Source organism: Microcoleus sp. N9_A2 (assembly GCF_036701775.1).
In the GTDB taxonomy this organism is placed as follows: Bacteria; Cyanobacteriota; Cyanobacteriia; order Cyanobacteriales; family Microcoleaceae; genus Microcoleus.
Map to the genome: position 1 here is coordinate 16,670 of NZ_JAUBRH010000006.1, position 18,506 is coordinate 35,175.

Annotated in this window: 14 protein-coding genes and 1 pseudogene; 10 read left to right on the plus strand and 5 right to left on the minus strand. The window is 46.5% G+C overall.

What is annotated here, in order from left to right; genetic code table 11:
- Positions 1 to 10: 10 nt before the first annotated feature.
- Positions 11 to 1,186: a bifunctional diaminohydroxyphosphoribosylaminopyrimidine deaminase/5-amino-6-(5-phosphoribosylamino)uracil reductase RibD gene (ribD, locus tag QUA44_RS05120; RefSeq protein WP_333251900.1), complete on the minus strand. Its 1,176-nt coding sequence runs from the start codon at positions 1,184 to 1,186 to the stop codon at positions 11 to 13.
- Between the two features lie 194 nt (positions 1,187 to 1,380).
- Here ribD and QUA44_RS05125 point away from each other — a divergent pair, with 194 nt between their 5' ends.
- Entirely contained in the window at positions 1,381 to 2,241 is an 861-nt protein-coding gene (locus tag QUA44_RS05125) for an FAD-binding domain-containing protein (RefSeq protein WP_333251899.1), read from the plus strand.
- Positions 2,242 to 2,903: 662 nt separating this feature from the next.
- On the opposite strand, the gene QUA44_RS05130 is transcribed toward QUA44_RS05125, so the two are convergent.
- Positions 2,904 to 3,590 carry a RusA family crossover junction endodeoxyribonuclease gene (locus QUA44_RS05130; RefSeq protein ID WP_333251898.1) on the minus strand — a complete coding sequence of 229 codons (687 nt, stop codon included), beginning with the start codon at positions 3,588 to 3,590 and terminating at the stop codon, positions 2,904 to 2,906.
- Between the two features lie 531 nt (positions 3,591 to 4,121).
- On the opposite strand from QUA44_RS05130, the gene QUA44_RS05135 reads away from it, so the two are divergent.
- The gene (locus tag QUA44_RS05135; protein WP_333251897.1) at positions 4,122 to 4,535 is read left to right on the plus strand and encodes a hypothetical protein; all 414 of its coding nucleotides are present in this window, start codon (positions 4,122 to 4,124) and stop codon (positions 4,533 to 4,535) included.
- A 102-nt stretch (positions 4,536 to 4,637) separates the two neighbouring features.
- Here the strand turns inward: QUA44_RS05135 and QUA44_RS05140 are convergent, their stop codons facing one another.
- Positions 4,638 to 5,177: a cyclic nucleotide-binding domain-containing protein gene (locus tag QUA44_RS05140; RefSeq protein ID WP_333251896.1), complete on the minus strand. Its 540-nt coding sequence runs from the start codon at positions 5,175 to 5,177 to the stop codon at positions 4,638 to 4,640.
- 149 nt (positions 5,178 to 5,326) lie between these two features.
- Here QUA44_RS05140 and QUA44_RS05145 point away from each other — a divergent pair, with 149 nt between their 5' ends.
- The 8 genes from QUA44_RS05145 to QUA44_RS05180 all read left to right on the plus strand — a co-directional run bounded on the left by QUA44_RS05145 (position 5,327) and on the right by QUA44_RS05180 (position 17,677).
- Entirely contained in the window at positions 5,327 to 5,605 is a 279-nt protein-coding gene (locus tag QUA44_RS05145; protein ID WP_333251895.1) for a hypothetical protein, read from the plus strand.
- Positions 5,606 to 5,836: 231 nt separating this feature from the next.
- Positions 5,837 to 6,946, plus strand: coding sequence for a hypothetical protein (locus tag QUA44_RS05150; protein ID WP_333251894.1), 1,110 nt, complete (start codon positions 5,837 to 5,839; stop codon positions 6,944 to 6,946).
- Between the two features lie 337 nt (positions 6,947 to 7,283).
- Positions 7,284 to 7,559 carry a hypothetical protein gene (locus tag QUA44_RS05155; protein WP_333093089.1) on the plus strand — a complete coding sequence of 92 codons (276 nt, stop codon included), beginning with the start codon at positions 7,284 to 7,286 and terminating at the stop codon, positions 7,557 to 7,559.
- Complete coding sequence (locus tag QUA44_RS05160; RefSeq protein WP_333251893.1) at positions 7,552 to 7,893, plus strand: type II toxin-antitoxin system PemK/MazF family toxin; 342 nt, start codon at positions 7,552 to 7,554, stop codon at positions 7,891 to 7,893. The genes QUA44_RS05155 and QUA44_RS05160 overlap by 8 nt, the downstream gene beginning before the upstream one ends.
- 65 nt (positions 7,894 to 7,958) lie before the next feature.
- On the plus strand, positions 7,959 to 11,078 hold the full coding sequence (locus QUA44_RS05165) for an AAA family ATPase (RefSeq protein WP_333251892.1): 3,120 nt from the start codon (positions 7,959 to 7,961) through the stop codon (positions 11,076 to 11,078).
- Between the two features lie 399 nt (positions 11,079 to 11,477).
- Positions 11,478 to 14,786: a PAS domain S-box protein gene (locus tag QUA44_RS05170; protein ID WP_333251891.1), complete on the plus strand. Its 3,309-nt coding sequence runs from the start codon at positions 11,478 to 11,480 to the stop codon at positions 14,784 to 14,786.
- 195 nt (positions 14,787 to 14,981) lie between these two features.
- Positions 14,982 to 16,820, plus strand: coding sequence for an adenylate/guanylate cyclase domain-containing protein (locus tag QUA44_RS05175; protein ID WP_333309535.1), 1,839 nt, complete (start codon positions 14,982 to 14,984; stop codon positions 16,818 to 16,820).
- A 254-nt stretch (positions 16,821 to 17,074) separates the two neighbouring features.
- A complete protein-coding gene (locus tag QUA44_RS05180; RefSeq protein ID WP_333251915.1) occupies positions 17,075 to 17,677 on the plus strand; it encodes a Uma2 family endonuclease in 603 nt (200 codons plus the stop codon).
- Between the two features lie 10 nt (positions 17,678 to 17,687).
- On the opposite strand, the pseudogene QUA44_RS05185 reads toward QUA44_RS05180, so the two are convergent.
- A pseudogene (locus tag QUA44_RS05185) lies at positions 17,688 to 17,882 on the minus strand (YebC/PmpR family DNA-binding transcriptional regulator); the annotation flags it as partial.
- Between the two features lie 50 nt (positions 17,883 to 17,932).
- On the minus strand, positions 17,933 to 18,493 hold the full coding sequence (locus tag QUA44_RS05190) for a restriction endonuclease (RefSeq protein ID WP_333251889.1): 561 nt from the start codon (positions 18,491 to 18,493) through the stop codon (positions 17,933 to 17,935).
- Between the last annotated feature and the right edge of the window lie 13 nt (positions 18,494 to 18,506).

Sequence of the window (18,506 nt, forward strand, 5' to 3'; positions counted from 1 at the left end):
CTTTTAACTTTCAATCTTTAATTTTTAAATAGCCTTCTACCACACAATCTGCACCCACTGTGCGCCAAGAAACCCGCTCTAAAGTCAAAGCCTCAGTCATTGCCGAAAACCCCAAATCTCCCACAGGAGTTGGAGCATCTTGACCCCCGACAATTTTAGGAGCAATAAAAGCCATAATTTTTTGAACTGCACCCTCAGTAATTGCCTGAGCCGCCAAAGTGCCACCGCACTCCCACAGTACAGAAAGAAAAGATCGATCGTACAAATAAGCCATAACATTAGTCGGTGTCAGCGGCGAGAGCTCCACAACCTCCACCCCTTTGGCGATCAAAAATTCCTGAAATTCCGGGTTAACCCCAGGCTCAGTCAGCACCAAAGTAGCCGCCACAGAGGTTTCCCACAACCAAGCCGACTTCGGCAAATCCAGAGTGCGGCTCATCACCACCCGCAGGGGATTATTCCTATCAGGCTGGTGGCTCGTCAGTAGGGGATTGTCCAGACGCACCGTATTTCCCCCAACAATCACAGCATCGCAGCCGACGCGCACCCGGTGTACCTCACTCCGAGCCTCCTCGCCTGTCACCCAAGCGCTGTGGCCGCTAGTGGTAGCAATTTTACCGTCCAAAGTCATTGCATATTTCAAAATTCCAAAAGGCCGGCGGTACAAAATTCGGTGTACGAAAGCCTCGTTGAGTTTTTGGCAAGCTTCCCCTTCCACTCCCGCCACCACTTCAATGCCAGCCTCTCGCAACCGGGCTAGCCCAGTTCCAGCTACCAAAGGATTCGGATCGACCATGCCAGCCACTACTTTTGCCACCTTGGCCTTAACTAAAGCTTCCGAACACGGAGGAGTCCGGCCGTAGTGGTTGCAGGGTTCCAGGTTCACGTAGACAGTCGCTCCTTCGGCGAGTTCCCCCGCTTCCCGGAGCGCAAAAACTTCGGCGTGAGGTTGACCGGCACCGGGATGAAACCCTTCGCCGACAATCTTGCCGTCTCGGACAATTACAGAACCGACAAGGGGGTTGGGTGCGGTTTTGCCGAGAGCACGGCGGGCCAATTCTATGCAGCGGCGCATCATGGCTCGATCGAACTCTTGAACTTGGCTGTTGTCCAGTTGTTTGGTAGATTGCTGCTGTCGATTAGCTGAATTGGCGATCGCTTGAGCGTCCGCCGAAAAAGTTTCCATAAGATTTTGCTATGATATCTATCCCTGAGTGTACTGACTTTGATGCTAATTTTGGCTGCGAACCGACGATCAATTGCTGCTGAGGCACACTGTACGTTACCAAGAGTAAGCGGGCAATTTAGGGCGATCGACCCCCGCAGACCCGATCGCATAGCTTTAAGATTAAGAAACAATAGCAGGTGCTTGAGAAAAGAATGAGTCAGGACATGAAGCGGGAATTTGCCAGCCGCGACGAATTAATAGCCTACATAAGCCAACAGTTCCCCGAAGCCGCCGCCCAGGATAGCAACGTACCCGCAACTCTAGGCGGGCGCAAAGCAGCCGAGACAGCGCTGCAACAAATTGACCCCGGCAACTACGCCTCAACCCGCAATTTCCTCAACGGTGCGGTAACGCGCTTGTCGCCCTATTTGCGCTACGGCGTTTTGAGTCTTGCCGAAGTCCGGGATGCCGTGCTGGAGAAGGTGCGGCATCCAGAAGATGCTGTGAAACTTGTCAATGAGTTGGGTTGGCGGGATTATTGGCAGCGACTGTACGCCGAATTGGGCAACGGGATTTGGCAAGACCGGGAACCCTACAAAACTGGTTACACTGCTAAAGATTACAGCGAAACTCTCCCGCAGGATGTCGTCGAGGGATCGACTGGTTTGGTTTGCATCGACAGTTTCAGCCGCGAGTTGCGAGACACTGGTTATTTGCACAATCACCAGCGGATGTGGACTGCCGCTTATCTCGTACACTGGCGCCGCGTGCGTTGGCAAGCCGGAGCTCGCTGGTTTTTGCAACATTTGTTAGATGGAGATCCGGCAAGTAATAATCTTTCTTGGCAGTGGGTAGCAAGCACTTTTAGTCACAAACCTTATTTTTTTAATCGCGAAAATTTGGAGCGTTACACTAAGGCGGTTTATTGTCGTGATTGTCCTCTGTATGGGCAATGCGATTTTGAGGGAACTTACGAATATTTGGAAGGGAAGTTGTTTCCTAATGGAGAAAAGGTCGATCGCAGCGGCGGTTCTAAAAGTTGGGAACGCCCTAAAAAAGGTCGCAGAAATTAAAAAGTTATTGGTTGACTGTTGACTGTTGTCATTAGCGGGACTTAGACAGAATTTAGCGTAAAAACAGGCTCAAACCCCTTCTCCCATGGGATTTGAGGTCTATTTGTGTTTTTTCTTGCTAAGACTGGGTTTGAGCCTCATCTACCCCATTCAAGCTAAAACCGTTTCCCACAAAGAAATACAGGTCGATTTAAGACCAAAATTTGTCTAAGTCCCGCTAACCGTGTCGAAGCAGGCTCAATAAATCGAAAATGGGTTTAGGATCGCACCTTTAATCCCATTTCATAACCCCATCTGACTCGCCATACTCATTCTAAATGCCGTAAGCGATTGAGCAGTGATCACCCATTAAAGTATCTACGAGGCAAGGGACAATCGCACTTGATCCTGGAAATGCTGGGTTCATTCCTTAACCCAAACTACAGAGAATCTGCGATAACATTGCTGCTCACCAGGACATCACAACCCAAAGATGCCCTCTCGCTACACCCCTATCGAAAGATTGAGGGCTAACGTTACCTATCACCCGCCACAGATCACCTTTGCATCATAACCGATCAACTCTCAGCGGTCGGTATGCGTGGGTCTTGTTAGCTTGTGTGTTGCTTATAGCTACTATCTGCAATGGCGAATTTCCCTTGTCATACACTCCGCGCTTAAATTTAATAAGGTTGATTTCTCTGGATATTGTCCAGCAATTCTGCTTTTAAATCAGCAATTTTCCTTACATTAAAATCTTTGAGTCTTGAAATATGAAACACTCGTTGAATAGACATAATTTTTCGCGTATAATAGTTAATGTTTCTATCTAAAAGCTTTTGACGTAATATAATCAAGGCCTCTAACTTCTCTAGAATATCCAAAGCACACTGTGGATCTATTTCCTTTAAAACAATGGGATAGCATAATCCTTTTCCCATATGAACAAAAATAAGCCCATCCTTCAGCAACCATTCGTCATTACCAAACATCCGAATTCTAATTGTAATTTGCTGCTCATCGGAATCCCAGTCAATCCAATGACAAGAGACTGCTTGAACTTGACAATCATCTATAAGGACTCCTTTTAAGCCAGAAAGAGCATCTAATATAGGCTTCAATATATTATCTATATCAGGCGATGAGTCAGATTCATAACGCTTTTGCTCATGAATTTGCCACTCTATATCAATTTGGACATCTCCAACCAGGATAAAGCTGAAGTTGCTAGTGATATTTTGAATTTCAGAAGTAACAACATTTTTCTTATCTCGGTCAGCTTGCAAGGAAACAGGTTCGATAGGAAGACACAGAACTATGTGACCTCCTTCAAGAAAATCTCTGTTTTTATCCCATTCCGAGTGTGACATCAATATTTACAGTGCCTTCAAATCACTTAACCATAGTATTTGGAATTGCCAAAATTAATACAAAACTTAATATAAATTAACAAGAGATGGTATTAAATAAAGCTACCTTACAAAAAACTTAAGCACAGCTAACACCTTATGGTACGGAATTTGGTCTGGGTAATACCTAAATCGGGCTATTATCGAGAAGTTTTATCCACGATATCCCTGTCGCAAGAGATTATCGAGAAAAATCCGTATATTTTCAACTCGATCACCTGACTGCTTACTATGCTGTATGACGAGATCGATGGAAGTAAAGTTTTTGTACCTGAAAAATGCTAAGGGGACTTAAACAAATTTTGGGATTAAATCGACCTGTATTTCTTTGTGGGAAAGGGTTTTAGCTTGAATGGGATGTATGAGGCTCAAACCCAGTCGTAGCAAGAAAAAACACAAATGCTCAAATCCCCTTGGAGAAGGGGTTGGAGCCTGTTTTTACGCTAAATTCTGTCTAAGTCCCGTTAGTTACCAATTCGCAATTACTAATTTATGAACAATCCGATTATTTGGCTGCACGGTGACTGTTTGAGTCCTGAAGGCCCCGCTTTTCAAGCGCACCCAGAGGCACCGGCCATCTGGGTTTGGGATGATGCGCTCATTGATGAATGGCAGTTGAGTCTCAAACGAATGGTGTTTATTTACGAATGTTTGCTGGAGTTGCCGGTAGTTATTCGGCGGGGCGATGTGGCTGCCGAAGTTATCGCTTTTGCGATCGAATCCGGCGCGAATCAAGTGGTGACGGCGGAAAGTCCCAGTCCTCGGTTTCAGGATATTTGCCGGGAAATTAGGCGATCGCACCCCGTAGAAGTTTTGCCACCCGAACCCTTTGTCCGCTACGATGGTTACATTGATTTAAAGCGTTTTTCCCGCTACTGGCGCGTCGCTGAAAAATATGTTTTCTAATTGGTAACTATAAATTGGTAACTAGAAATTGGTAACTAGAAATTGGGAATTGGGAATTGGTGTTAAATCCATTAAATCCTGTACACTGCTCGTTGCCGAACTTCAACTCCCCTTCAAACGCTCCAATAGCCATTGAAATCTCGATTCAGCCAAATCGGGATTTTCGACATTTTCCGGGATAGAACCCTCGTCGTCGGGTTCTTGATATATTAAACCATCACTATCATCGCCGAAGCGTTTGACTGTACCCCGCAGTCTCGACGACAGAAATTTGGTAATCGCCCGATAAAACCGCAGGGAAAAAAGCACGTCTTGCTCGAGTTTTTCAGTTAGCAGCCGCCGGGGAATTGACAGGATGAGGCACTCTTCAATTGCCGTGACGCTAGCAGAAGGAAGCCTCCCGTCTACAAAAGACATTTCGCCCAAAACTTCGCCGGAAATAATTTTTCCAATTTCTTTTTCGCCCAAAGATGATACAGCAACGCTCAAAGTTCCCTCCAGAACTATGTACAGGGCGTCTAAGGGCTTACCTTCGGTGATCAGAGTTGTGCCGGGGAGGACTTGGGTGCGGGTGCTGTTGGCGAGCATCCAATCGATGTCGCGATCGCTCAATTCGCCTAATATGACTAGAACTTTGCTCATAAAGTCAGGTTGAGATGAGATAATTTGTATTTTTTTTACTTGTTTAGTTGCGTGCTGTTGTTAGATGGTCAGACCCTGAGCGAAAGCGAAGGCTAAACTTTACAAATAGAACACTAAATTTTACACAATTTTCATAATATTCAGTAATTTTGACACGATCGAGCCACAAATATTTCTCGGATCGGTGGTATTATTCTACATTAATTGTCATGGACTGTGCAGCAGCCGATCGCGTTGTATTAACTGCACTTGCTGTGGATGGCCATGCTGCCAAAACTGTTTTGAAAGCTTGTTGTCTCTTGGTTTCGAGCTGGTGCGCCCTCAAAAACCGGGTTTTTCCGGCGTGGCGGAGAGTGCAGCGCCCCCAAGTACAGTATTGTAGAATGCAAGCCAGACGCACGATCGACCCCTCAATTAAACAGGATTAAGGGTGAAATCATCCCTAGGATTGATTTTTAGCCGATCGCTCTGTAAATTAAAATTAGCTTCTAAACCCACCGTCCGTTCTTGCATCTAATCAGCTTGAGAGTTGACTATTCAACGGTAAAATGGCAATCTAGGAACAACACAACTCATATTTGTGTCTTTTTTCAGCAAAGCTCTCGACGGTCGCCCTCAAACACTTACACTTTTAACACACCCTTCAGTGAGGAGTTTCTATGAATAGTCTATTTTCCAAGTCTACTTTTGCGTTAATAAATCTTGCAGCTTTAGCTGTTTGTTGCAGTACCATGTCAGCGAAAGCTGAAACTGGCAACTTGCCCGATGTCGCTACAACTGCAACAATCGCAGCTCAAAATATTGACCAAATTTCTGAGCCTGCGGCAACTTCAGCAGTTAAACCCGACGCAGAAACAACGGCTAGTAATAAAAAAATTGATTCGATCAGTTGGAGCGAACTAGCAGAAGCGGCAGAGCCAGTCGCCTCTGAACCTACTGCCAATTTGCAAGTATCTATTGCTGCACCAGAAAAATCGGAAGCAGCAACATCGGAAATTGCTGAGACAGAAACAGCGCCAAATACCTCCACTGCTGCTGAGACTGAAAATTCGGAAGAAACCGCTAAAATTGCTGATAATGGTGTCAAAGAGCAGTCAACAGTCGAGACTGCAAAAAAGAGCGATCGACCTACCTCAATTGTTGCCGAGAGCAATAATCTTGAAGTAACAGCAACGAAGGAAGAAAAAGAAGTCAAAACAGCACAAGAATTGTTGAGCAATCCTGTCAGCACTTCCGCCTCAGCTTTGACAAACCAACCGAAAGTTGCTGAAAAACCCGCAACTGTCTCGGAACCGACTCAAAAAGTGGCTCAAGGAACTCAAATCCGACCAGGCCGAGCTACTCGTTCTGGGCCCAGCTACATCGGCATTGGTGGCAATCTAGGTTTTGGCGGAGATTCAGCCTTAGGCGACGGTTCATTTGCGATTATTAGCAAAATCGGTTTGACGAACAATTTCTCGGTGAGACCGACTGTTTTGTTCCGCGACAACTTAGCTTTTCTAATTCCCGTTACCTACGATTTTGTATCTCAAGAGACCGTCGAAGTCAGCGAGGATTTTGTGATTACTGCTGCTCCTTATGCAGGTGCTGGCGTGCTAATTTCTACCGGCGATGACGGTAATTTTGGCTTCCTGATTTCGGGGGGTGTAGATGTGCCGCTGTCGAGAAATTTTACAGCAACAGCGGGACTGAATATTGGTTTTGTTGACGGAGCTGAAGTGGGATTGTTAGTCGGTGTCGGCTATACGTTCCCGAATATTGCCCGGTAGTGTTGCTGTTTGAGCAAACGCAGGACAAATAAATAGGCGCGGGGTTGGCTGTAGGAATACAGTCAACCCTTTTTGATGGTAGAAAATCTGCCAATTCGATCGATCTAGGGTACGCCACAAGCAGAGAGGGGCAAGATTGATTTTTGTGAAAGATATAATGATGGTTGGATCGATTTTATATCTTGTACCATTTTCAATAAGCTTTTTATGGACGGGCTCTCCTGCCCATCCCACAATTAAATTCACTGTTTGTGGAACAGGCCGGACAGCCTGTTCTTGAAAATGGTGCAAGATATGAGATCGATCGCGCTTTCTCACCAATCACCCCAAAAAAACCGTGACCAAAACAGAAATCTTAGCCGCACTCAAAAATCTGACAGCAGAAGAACGCCTAGAAATCATCGAAACAGCCTCGCGGATGATGCGCGACGACATAGAACAAAAAGCCCAGCGCAAAGCCGAGAGAAAGCTGAAACTCAGAGCCGCCGCAGAAGCAGCAGTCCCAGATTATATGCCGGGAGGTGCTTTACATGATTTGTGGTCGCCTGAGAGCGAACCATATTTTGAATCCGAAGAAGAATACCTTAAGGCAGGGGTAAAAACCAATGCGTAAAGGCGAAATTTGGCTGGTTGCACTCGATCCTACTGTGGGCGCTGAAATAGGCAAAACCCGTCCCGTAGTTATTGTCAGCGATGAGACGGTGGGAATTTTGTTGCTGGAAGTTATTGTTCCCATCACTGACTGGAAAGAGCGATATACACCGAGAAATTGGATGGTTCGACTAGAACCCAGTGGCGAAAATGGCTTGAGTAAAGTCTCAGCCGCCGATTGTTTTCAAGTCCGTTCCATTTCCCAACAAAGGTTTGTCCGACAACTCGGAACCCTTTCCGAGACAATTATGGAAGAAATTGCAGAATCACTGACAATTGTTCTGGATCTGGATTGAATAACTAGGCAACAACGTACAAATAGTGTTATTTATAGATAGATTGTATGGCGCGATGGCCTTAAATGATTCCTATACAACTTACACTCAAAAATTTTCTCAGCTATCGCGAAGCTGCTTTAGACTTTCGCGGCCTGCACACCGCTTGCATTTGCGGGCCTAACGGTGCTGGCAAATCCTCTCTGCTAGAGGCGATCGCCTGGTCGCTTTGGGGCTGTTGTCGCAGCGATACAGAAGACGATATCATTCATATCGGCGAAACTGACGTGCGCGTTGATTTCACTTTTTCCACCGGCGGCCAAATCTACCGGGTGATTCGCAACCGCAGGCGCGGACAATCGGGAAGTTTAGAATTTCAAGTTAGCTTGAATGCTGCTGAAACTCAGGATCAACTCTGTTTTCGCACCCTCACCGACAAGGGGCTGAGAAATACTCAGCAGAAAATTCTCGAACATATCAAATTAGATTACGATACTTTTATTAACTCGGCGTATTTGCGGCAGGGGCGTGCTGATGAGTTTATGCTCAAAAAGCCGATCGAACGCAAACAAGTTTTAGCCAACCTGCTCAAACTCGACTCCTACGATACTTTATCCGAACAAGCCAAGGATACGTCCAAACAATTTAAAGCTCAAGTCGAAGTGCTCAAACAGAGTTTGCAAACCGTACAAGAGCAACTGCAACAAAAAGAGGCAATCTGCGACGAACAAATTCAATTGCAGCAAGCAACCGATTTGCTTCAGCAGCAGCAGCAAGCCGACACAACCGAGTTACAGCAACTGCAACTCCAGCACCACAACCGTCAAACTTGGCAAAAACTCCTCGTCGGCCACCAGCAACAGCACTACAATATTTCTCAAGAATGCCGCCGCCTGCAGCAAGAACTCGCTGCAGCAAAACAGCAGCAAAATGATCTACAAGCCCTCCTAGGACAAGAAAAGGAAATAACAGCAGGCATCGCGTATTTCCAGAGCTTGCAAGCCACAGAAGAAACACTGGCTGGCAAATTCAAAGCTAACCAACAAGCCCAAAATCAGCGTCAGCAATTGCAAGAACAGCAGCGGCAAGAACTGAGCTTTTTGCAAAGCAAAATTCAGCAGTTGCAAGCTCAGTTAGAGGTTTTAGAACAGGATGAAAAAGAGGTTCTAGGTGTTCTCAAACAGCAGCCGGAGGTTGACAAAGGACTCGCACAGTTGCAAGCAGTTCGATCGCGCATCAACGAACTCGACCAACTGCAATTGCAAGTTTCGCCCCTGCTACAACAGCAGCAGCAAAAGCAACAAAAGCTCGATCGCGCCCGCGCCGGTTTAACAGCCCGCTTAGAGGAAATCAACCGACAGGTGCAAGTTCAGCAGCAGCAGCGACAGCCGCAATTGCAGCAAGAAATCTCCGCCATCGCCAATCAAATTTTGCAGTTGGAAAACAAGCGAGTTTATCAAGAACGAGTCCGCGAGAAAGGCCAGGAAAGGCACAGTTTTCTGGAAAACCTGCAAGCCAAAAGCCGCGACTATCAAACCAGACTCGCCGAAATAGACCAAAAACTGCAACTGCTACGGAAAAATGAAGGAGAAACCAGCGCAGGCGAAGCTAAAGTCTCGAATTTTGAGGAAAACGAGCAATCGAATTCGCGTTTAATGGTGCGGGATGCAAATTTTGGCAATTGTCCTTTGTGCGATCGACCTTTAGACGAACACTACTGGAATTTGGTAGTCACAAAACACCACTCCCAACAGCAAGAAATTTGGAACCAACTGTGGGTTGTGCGCGAACAGTTGGCCGTTTCCGAGCGCGAAATTCAAGTCCTCAGACATGAATACCGCGAACTAGAACAGGAATTAGCGCCCTATCAAGAATTGCGGGAACGCCGCAGCCATTTGCAAGCACAATTGGACGGCCTGGGCCAAGAGGAAAACAGGCTGCAAAGTATGCGTCAAGATGCGGATGAAATAGAGCGGTTACTCAGTACCGGCGAGTATGCAGCCGATGATTTGGGCGAACTTCAGCAAGTCGAACAGCAACTGCAACAGCTTAATTATAGCGATCGCAGTCACTCCCTCGCCCGCAGCGATGAAAAGCGCTTGCGGTGGGCGGAAATTAAGCAAGCTCAAATCAAAGATGCTCAGCAGAAACTGAATAAAATTAATGCCCGCCGCCCGGATTTGCAAACTCAATTAGCCGCCGTACAACAACAGTTAGAACAGCAAAAAAATAGCTCGGAAATTCAGCAACAAATTCTGTCTTTAGATAGATACATTGCGGAAGTTGGCTATAATTTGGAACAGCACGAACACGTCCGCAGCGAAATGCGTAAAACGCAGTTTTGGATCGCCCGCGCCGAAAAATTGCGATCGGCAACTGTGCAGTACCCGCAAGTGCAGCAGCGGGTTAATGAAATTGCTAATTCCATCGCCGTGCGCGATCAAGATTTGCAAGCTGTCAGCGCTCAAACTTCCGCGATGAATCAGCAGTTACAAGAACATCCCGATCCAACTGTTCGCATCAGCGCCGTAGAACAGCAAATAAGCCGCCGCCGCCAGCAGCTAGACCAACATTTGGGAAGTCTCGGACGCCTCCAGCAGCAGCAGCAAAATCTGGAAAATTTGCAAGTTCAGCTAGTAGCTCAAAAAGAGCAAATGCAAGTTGCTAAACGCCAATACCGAGTTTATCAAGAGTTGGGTCAAGCCTTTGGCAAAAACGGCATTCAAGCTTTAATGATTGAAAATGTTTTGCCTCAACTAGAAGCGGAAACTAATCATGTTTTGTCGAGATTGAGCGCGAATCAGTTGCACGTTCAATTTATTACTCAGCGGGCGGCTGCTGCTAAAAAATCAACTAAGTTGATTGATACTTTAGACATTTTAATTGCTGATGCTCGCGGGACTCGCCCCTATGAAACTTACTCTGGCGGTGAAGCTTTTCGGATTAATTTTGCGATTCGGCTGGCGCTGGCGAGATTGTTGTCTCAGCGGGCTGGTACGGCTTTGCAAATGTTGATTATTGATGAGGGATTTGGGACTCAAGATGCGGAAGGGTGCGATCGGCTGATTGCTGCAATTAATGCGATCGCTCCTGATTTCGCCTGTATCCTCACCGTCACCCACATGGCGCAGCTCAAAGAAGTTTTTCAAGCCAGGATTGAAGTAAGCAAAACTGCTCAGGGTTCTTGCATTAACTTGTCGGTTTAGATATGGTTATACCATTTTCAATTTTTGATTTTCGATTCAAGATCGGACGTACGGTTGAAACCGCGTCTTGTCAAACAAAACCCGGATGGTGCGCGGGTTGAAGATAAGACTGTTTATTCGCCGGAGATCCCCCTAAATCCCCCTTAAGAAGGGGGACTTTGACAGCACTCTTGTCCCCCCTTCTTAAGGGGGGTTAGGGGGGATCTCCGGGCTTAACTGAACCGTATTGTTGTATGCCCGCTCTTCCATTAGCCCGCTCTTCATTTCCCCGTCGGCTTTTTGGGGCTGCTGAGTTTGTTAGGTTAAACTAAAAATAAGACTATAAAATAAGAATACCTCAACTTATTTAAAATTTTTTATAGTTCAGTCCACTCCTTGGGAGTTTGGGTATTGCCACTTATGATAACAGACTCTTTCAACCTGTCTCTCCTAGAGCGGGCGATCGCAGCTTCGAGCAACAGCATCCTAATTGCAGATGCTCGCACGCCTGACACACCTATTATCTACTGCAATCCTGCTTTTGAGAAACTGACCGGTTACAGTGCCGAAGAAGTTATTGGACGCAACTGCAGATTTTTGCAGGGTGCCGATACCGATCGCGCCGAATTAGACAAACTCCGCAGCAGCTTGCGATCGGGAACGGAAATTCAGGTGGTTCTCAAAAATTATCGCAAAGACAAAACTCCTTTTTGGAACGAATTAATGGTTTCCCCCATCCTAGACAATGAGGGAAAATTAACTCATTTTATCGGAGTTCAGAACGATATTACCAAAAGAGTAGCAGCCGAAACAGCGCTGCAAGAAAGCGAAGAAAGATTGCGGGCGATCGCCACTGTTACTCCCGTTCCCATGCTAATTACGCGCCTGAAAGACAGCGTGATTTTGTACGCCAATCCAGCCCTAGGGGTAAGTTTAGGTTTGAGTTCAGAACAGTTGATAGGCAGCAAAAAGAGCGACTTTTATGCTAATGTGAGCGATCGCCATAAATTGTTAGAATTAGTCAAACAAAATGGCTTTAGCGACAGCGAACAAATCTGCCTTAAAAAAGCAAACGGCAGTTTGTTTTGGGTAAAAATGTCGATGCGATCGATTAATTTTAACGGCGAAGCAGCAATTTTATCGGCATTTTACGATATTACCGATCGCGTAGAAGCAGAAACAGCACTGCGGCAAAGCGAAGCCAGGTTTCAAAAACTAGCCGCCAACCTTCCCGGAATGATTTATCAATTTCAGTTAGCAGCAGACGGAACTGTGTCATTTCCCTACCTCAGTTCCGGCTGCCGCGAACTCTACGAATTAGAACCAGAGGTGCTCCAAAATTCTGCTATTAGCGCGATCGAAATGCTTCATCCAGACGACGCGCCAAGCTTCCACGAATCTCTGGCTGTGTCAGCTAAAACATTAGAACCTTGGCGGTGGGAAGGCAGATTAGTTTTTCCGGGCGATCGCATCAAGTGGATTAGCGGGGCTTCGCGACCAGAACGGGGCGAAAAAGATGACATTATTTGGGACGGCTTGTTGATCGACATTAGCGATAGCAAACTTGCAGAATCAGCACTGCAGCAAAGCGAAGCCAGATTCCAAAAAATGGCCGCCAACGTGCCGGGAATGATTTATCAATACTTGCTGCATCCCGACGGTTCGGATGAATTCATTTATGTGAGTTCAGGCTGTTGGGAACTCTACGAATTAGAGCCAGAAAAAATTAAAAAAAACTCCGGTTTAATGTGGTCAATGGTGCATCCAGAAGACCTAAAACCCATGTTAGAATCAATCGCAATTTCCGGCGGAACTTTAAAACCTTGGATATATGAAGGCCGGATCGTAACCGGATCGGGAAAACTGAAATGGATTCGCGGCATTGCCCGCCCCGAACTGCAAGCGGGGGGCGACATACTGTGGGAGGGTGTCACAATCGACATCAGCGATCGCAAGCTAGCAGAAATGGCTCTGGGCGAGTCAAAAATCGCCCTGCAACAAGCCAATCAAGAACTTGAAAAGCGCGTCCTAGAACGCACGGAAGCTTTGGAAACATCGCAAAAAATGCTGTGGTTGGTAATCAATAACATCCCTCAGTTAATCGCCTGGAAAGATCGAGATTTAGTTTACTTGGGAGGCAACAAAAACTTTGCCAAAGTCGCAGGTTTCAATCACCCCAGTGAACTCGTCGGTCTCACCGACTTCGATATGCCCTGGAAGCCGGAAGAAACAGAAATTTTTCGAGCCGGCGACAGCCGCATCATGGCAACAAACACCCCAGAATATCACATCATAGAATCCAAAATGCAAGCCGACGGCACCCAATGCTGTCTGGATACAAATAAAATACCTTTACACGACAATTCTGGCAATGTTGTAGGCATTTTGTCTACGTTTGAAGACATCACCGATAGGCTTTCCCTAACAGCTAAAGTCCGGGCTAGCGAGGAACTATTTCGCACAATTTTTGAAGATGCACCCATCGCTATCTACTTAGCGAATTTAGATGATAACAAGTTAGTGCGAGTCAATAAAAATTACTACGAAATGCTGGGATATACCGCCGAAGAGTTGCTGAGCAAAACATTTATAGAGCTTGGGCATCCCGACGATTATCCAAAAAATGTCCAAGTTGCTGATTCTCTTGAGCGGGGAGAAATTACTCACTATCAAATCGAACTCCGCCAGATTACCGCTACAGGTAAAATTGTTTGGGTAAATGTGACAGCTACTATGATTCGAGACGGTGAAGGACAACCTATTTACAACTTAGGGATGATTGAAAATATAACGAACCGCAAAATTTCCGCCGCCGCACTCCAAGCTTCCGAATCTCAATTAAGAAAACAAGCCGCCCAATTGCAAGAAGCCTACGAACAGCTACAAAACGCTCAAATCCAATTAGTTCAATCCGAAAAGATGTCGAGTCTCGGTCAGATGGTGGCTGGCATCGCCCACGAAATCAACAATCCAGCAACTTTTATTAACGGCAATATTTCTCATACATACAACTATTTTCATGATTTAATAGAACTCTTAAGTCTCTACCAGGAATGCTACCCGTCCCCAGTGCCTCAGATTGCTGAAAAAGTTAAGGACTTAGAGTTGGATTTTCTGAAGGAAGATTTGCCAAAAATGCTAAATTCCATGAGAGTAGGAATAGAAAGAATTAGTAATATTGTGTTGTCGCTGCGGAACTTTTCGCGACTGGATGAATCAGAAATGAAGTTGGTAGACATTCATGAAGGAATTGACAGCACGCTGTTAATTTTGCAGCACCGATTGCATCATGCAACTAAAAAAAGCCGGATTGAAATCATTAAAGAATACGGAAAGATATCGAAAATCTACTGTTGTGCGGGTCAGTTAAACCAGGTATTTCTAAATATTATCAGCAATGCGATCGACGCTCTAGAAAACCAACCGGAACCTCGGACGATCGTGATTCGCACCCTCATGAAAAAAGCTGGGTTGAAAAGTCACAGTAAAAACCAGCTCAGTGATTGCGATCGCATCCTCATTTGTATCGCCGACAGTGGCCCGGGAATGAGCGAAGAGGTTCGCAAGCGGCTATTTGACCCGTTCTTCACCACCAAGCCCGTAGGGGCTGGAACTGGCTTAGGATTATCCATCAGCCATCAGATTGTGGTAGAAAAACATAAGGGAAGCCTGCGGTGCATCTGTGCGCCCGGACAGGGAGCGGAATTCTGGATTGAAATCCCCTGCTGAGCGATCGTCCATTAATCTAAAAGTTTAAATATCTAACTTTTAATTCCCAATTGCCGTCGGTGCTTGAGTTATCAGGGTTTTGAATTAACCGCACTCAGAGGCCGAAATAAATCGCACTCAGCGGTGTGCTAATCTGCTGCCCTTATTCGCTAGGCAATTATGCTGAAAAAACTACCTTTATCCAGGTCTCGCTATATGCCAGCCGGGTTGACGCTGGCTTTGGGTGTCGGGCTGTCGATCCTGGCATTCGCCTTGGTTTGGGACTGGGAAGACAATCGCCGCGACTACGAAATGCAGCGCCGCATCGACGATATTTCGATCGGCATCGAACGCCAGCTAAACTCCGACTTAGATACTGTTCTCGCCCTCAGCGACTACATGAAAGCCTTCAGCGCCGTCGAGCGTTCCTCTTTTGCCCGATTTGTCGCCCGTCCCCTATCCGTCCACCCCAGCCTGCAACTCCTGGCTTGGGCCCCCCGCGTCCCCAATTCCGAGCGGCGCAACTACGAAACCAAAGCTAGAACCGAAACAGATCCCAGCTTCGAGATTACAGAGCGCGGCCCGCGAGGAGAACTCCGCAAGGCTCTCCAGCGTTCCGAATACTTCCCGGCTTTCTACGTCGAACCACCAGCCGGAAACGAGACAGCATTGGGCTTTGACCTCGCCTCCCACCCAGAAATCCGCGTCGCGATCGATCAAGGGCGTGATACTGGAGAAATGATTGTCACGAACTACGGCGGCCTAACTCAGGGCAATTCCCCGGAACAGGGTCTTTTGGCTATAGTTCCGATTTACCAAAACAGCAGTAAACCCACTACCCTGGAATCCCGTCGCCAACTGCTACAAGGATTTGTTCTGGGCGTATTTCGAGGCAAAGATATTTTCCAAACCTCTTTAAAAGGACGCAATACCGACTACCTCACTATTTATCTCGCCAGCGAGGCTCCAGCCAAGCAACAACCAGCGTCGCTGTTACCGCAAAGGGCAAACCCAGTTCTCAAAAATCTGCCTGCTGACGGTCAAATTCAGCAATTTGCGGTGCTGTTCCAATCCGCCAGCCAACAAGTGCTGACCGCATCAGCCGCTGCGGAACGAGCCCTCAGGCCCAACTGCCCGATTCTTGACAATCCAGGCCCGAACTATACAGCTTGCAGAAGGCGGCTGAAAATTAGCGGCCGCCAGTGGTCTATGTACGTGTCGGCAACGCCGGAAATTCGCAAAACTCGCAAGCACTGGCGCTCTTGGGGAACTCTGACGATGGGGATGCTGTGGACTTTGATTCCGGTGACATATATGCTGACATCTTTGAGCCGCACGGCCCAAATCGAAAAGCTAGCCGGAGAAAGAATTCGCCAAGCCGAACAGTTGCAGGCTGCTTACCTACAGTTGGAACTCGAACAAGCTAAATCTGAGCAATTGCTGTTGAACGTTTTGCCGGCTGCGATCGCCCTGCGTTTGAAGGACAATGAACACAATATCGCCGAAAGTTTTGCGGAAGTAACTGTGATGTTTGCCGACATTGTGGGGTTTACAGAGCTTTCGTCGAGAATTTCAGCGACTGCGGTGGTGGAAGTTCTCAACGATATTTTTTCGGCTTTTGACCATTTGGCCGATCGCCACGGTTTGGAGAAAATTAAGACTATTGGTGACGCTTACATGGTTGTCGGCGGTTTGCCTACGCCCCGAAAGGATCACGCCGAGGCGGTTGCGAATATGGCGATCGATATGCTGCACGAAATTAGGCTGCTAAGTTTAGAACATTCGGAACCTTTCAGCATTCGGATCGGGATTAGCAGTGGCCCTGTCGTTGCCGGCGTTATCGGCTTAAAAAAGTTTATTTACGACCTCTGGGGCGACACAGTAAATATTGCTTCGCGCATGGAATCCCACGGGATTACCGGCTGCATTCAAGTCACCGCCGAAACCTACGAGATATTAAAAGATAAATATACTTTTCAGAAGCGCGGCGCCATTCAAATTAAAGGCAAGGGATACATGATTACTTATTTGCTAACTGGGAAAAAAGAGTATTGACACCGCCCGCAAACGGATACAAGCCTCCGATTCCCCGATCGAATAAGACTTTCGATCGCCAAGCTAAAATAGTTTCAGTTGACAGTTGACAGTTGACAGTTGACAGATGAGTGCGACCTCTACCTGAAAGGAAAAGGATTGGAGTAATGAATAGTCTTCTTTTAATTTCTCCCTACAAGGGAGAGGCTTTAAACCCATTCTTTCTGGTAAGCTCAAGGTATTATCTCACGCCTGCACCAAAAAAAGGAAAAACCATGACGACGCTGCTAATTCAAACCCAAAGCGTCCCAATGACGGTCAATTTCCCTGCGATCGAATCGATGACTGTTGAACAGTTCTATGAATTTTGTCTGGTTGATCGCGATTTGAGAATTGAGCGTACAGCCAGTGGGGAAGCTATCATTATGCCACCAGCCTTTTCAGATACAGGGAACCGAAACGGTAAGATTGCCCTACAACTTGCGAACTGGGCAGAACAAGATGGCACAGGTGAAACGTTTGACTCCAGTGCAGGCTTTACCTTGCCCAATGAAGCAACCCGCTCCCCCGATGCCTCATGGATTAAACTAGAGCGTTGGAATGCCTTAACTGAAGAACACAAAGCCTCATTCGCCGCGATTTGTCCAGACTTTGCGATCGAATTGCGGTCTTCTAGTGACACTCTCAAGGGATGGCAAAAAAAGATGCAAGAATATATTGACAACGGTGTATCGCTGGGCTTGTTGATCGATCGCAAAAATAGAAAAGTCTACATCTACCGTCCCGATCGCGAACCTGAAATCTTGGAGAATCCTGAAACAGTCAGCGCAGATCCAGACTTACCGGGATTTGTCTTGCGGATGGCAAAAATCTGGTAATGCGAGATCGTTACACCATACTCAAAGACATCAACTCATCGGTCATCTCAAAATTAGCCGTCACGCTTTGCACATCATCCAAATCTTCCAGTGCATCCATTAACTTAAGGAGCGATTTGGCTTTTTAAGGAGTTTCTATTTCCACTGTATTGCTTGGAATCCAGCGATTTTTTGACTGCAAAACTGTAAAATCTTGTTGCTTCAAATGACACTCCCCGCTCTTTCATAGACTGGGATTCTTGGTTCATAGATCCCTTATTTTTTAGCTCTAATTACTAAATCAATTAACTGTTCTCGTCCCCAGAGTTGTACCCCATTCGCTTGAGCCAGTTTATGAGCATTGGATGTAAACATACTGTTTGTAATAACGATCGCATCCTGGGCCCCGTAATACTTAACAGCACTCACCACTTCTTGCACAGCGGAATTTCCCACCTTGCCTTGATAGCGTTTTGCCTGAACAACGGTTTTTTTGCGGGCTTTAGAGAGAATCAAGTCCGCACCAAAATCCCCCGTTTTGGGTGTCATTTCGACCGCATAACCGAGATTGCGGAAACAGCAGGCTAAAAATTCCTCAAATTCTTCTCCCGTCATGCGATCGACCTGATCGATTAAATACCCAATCTCTGGGACTTCTAACCGCGTAGAACCTGCTAAAATCTGCTTAAATTTTTTCAGCAGAATTGCACTCAACTTAGCAGAAGGAGAATGAGCAGGTCGAGAGGGAGTTGGTGATTCAGTATCGATTAAATCAGCAATTTTGGGCAGGTCTAATATCGTAGCAACTTTTAAGATTTTTTTGAAGTTTTGTAGCATATTTGGATTCAAT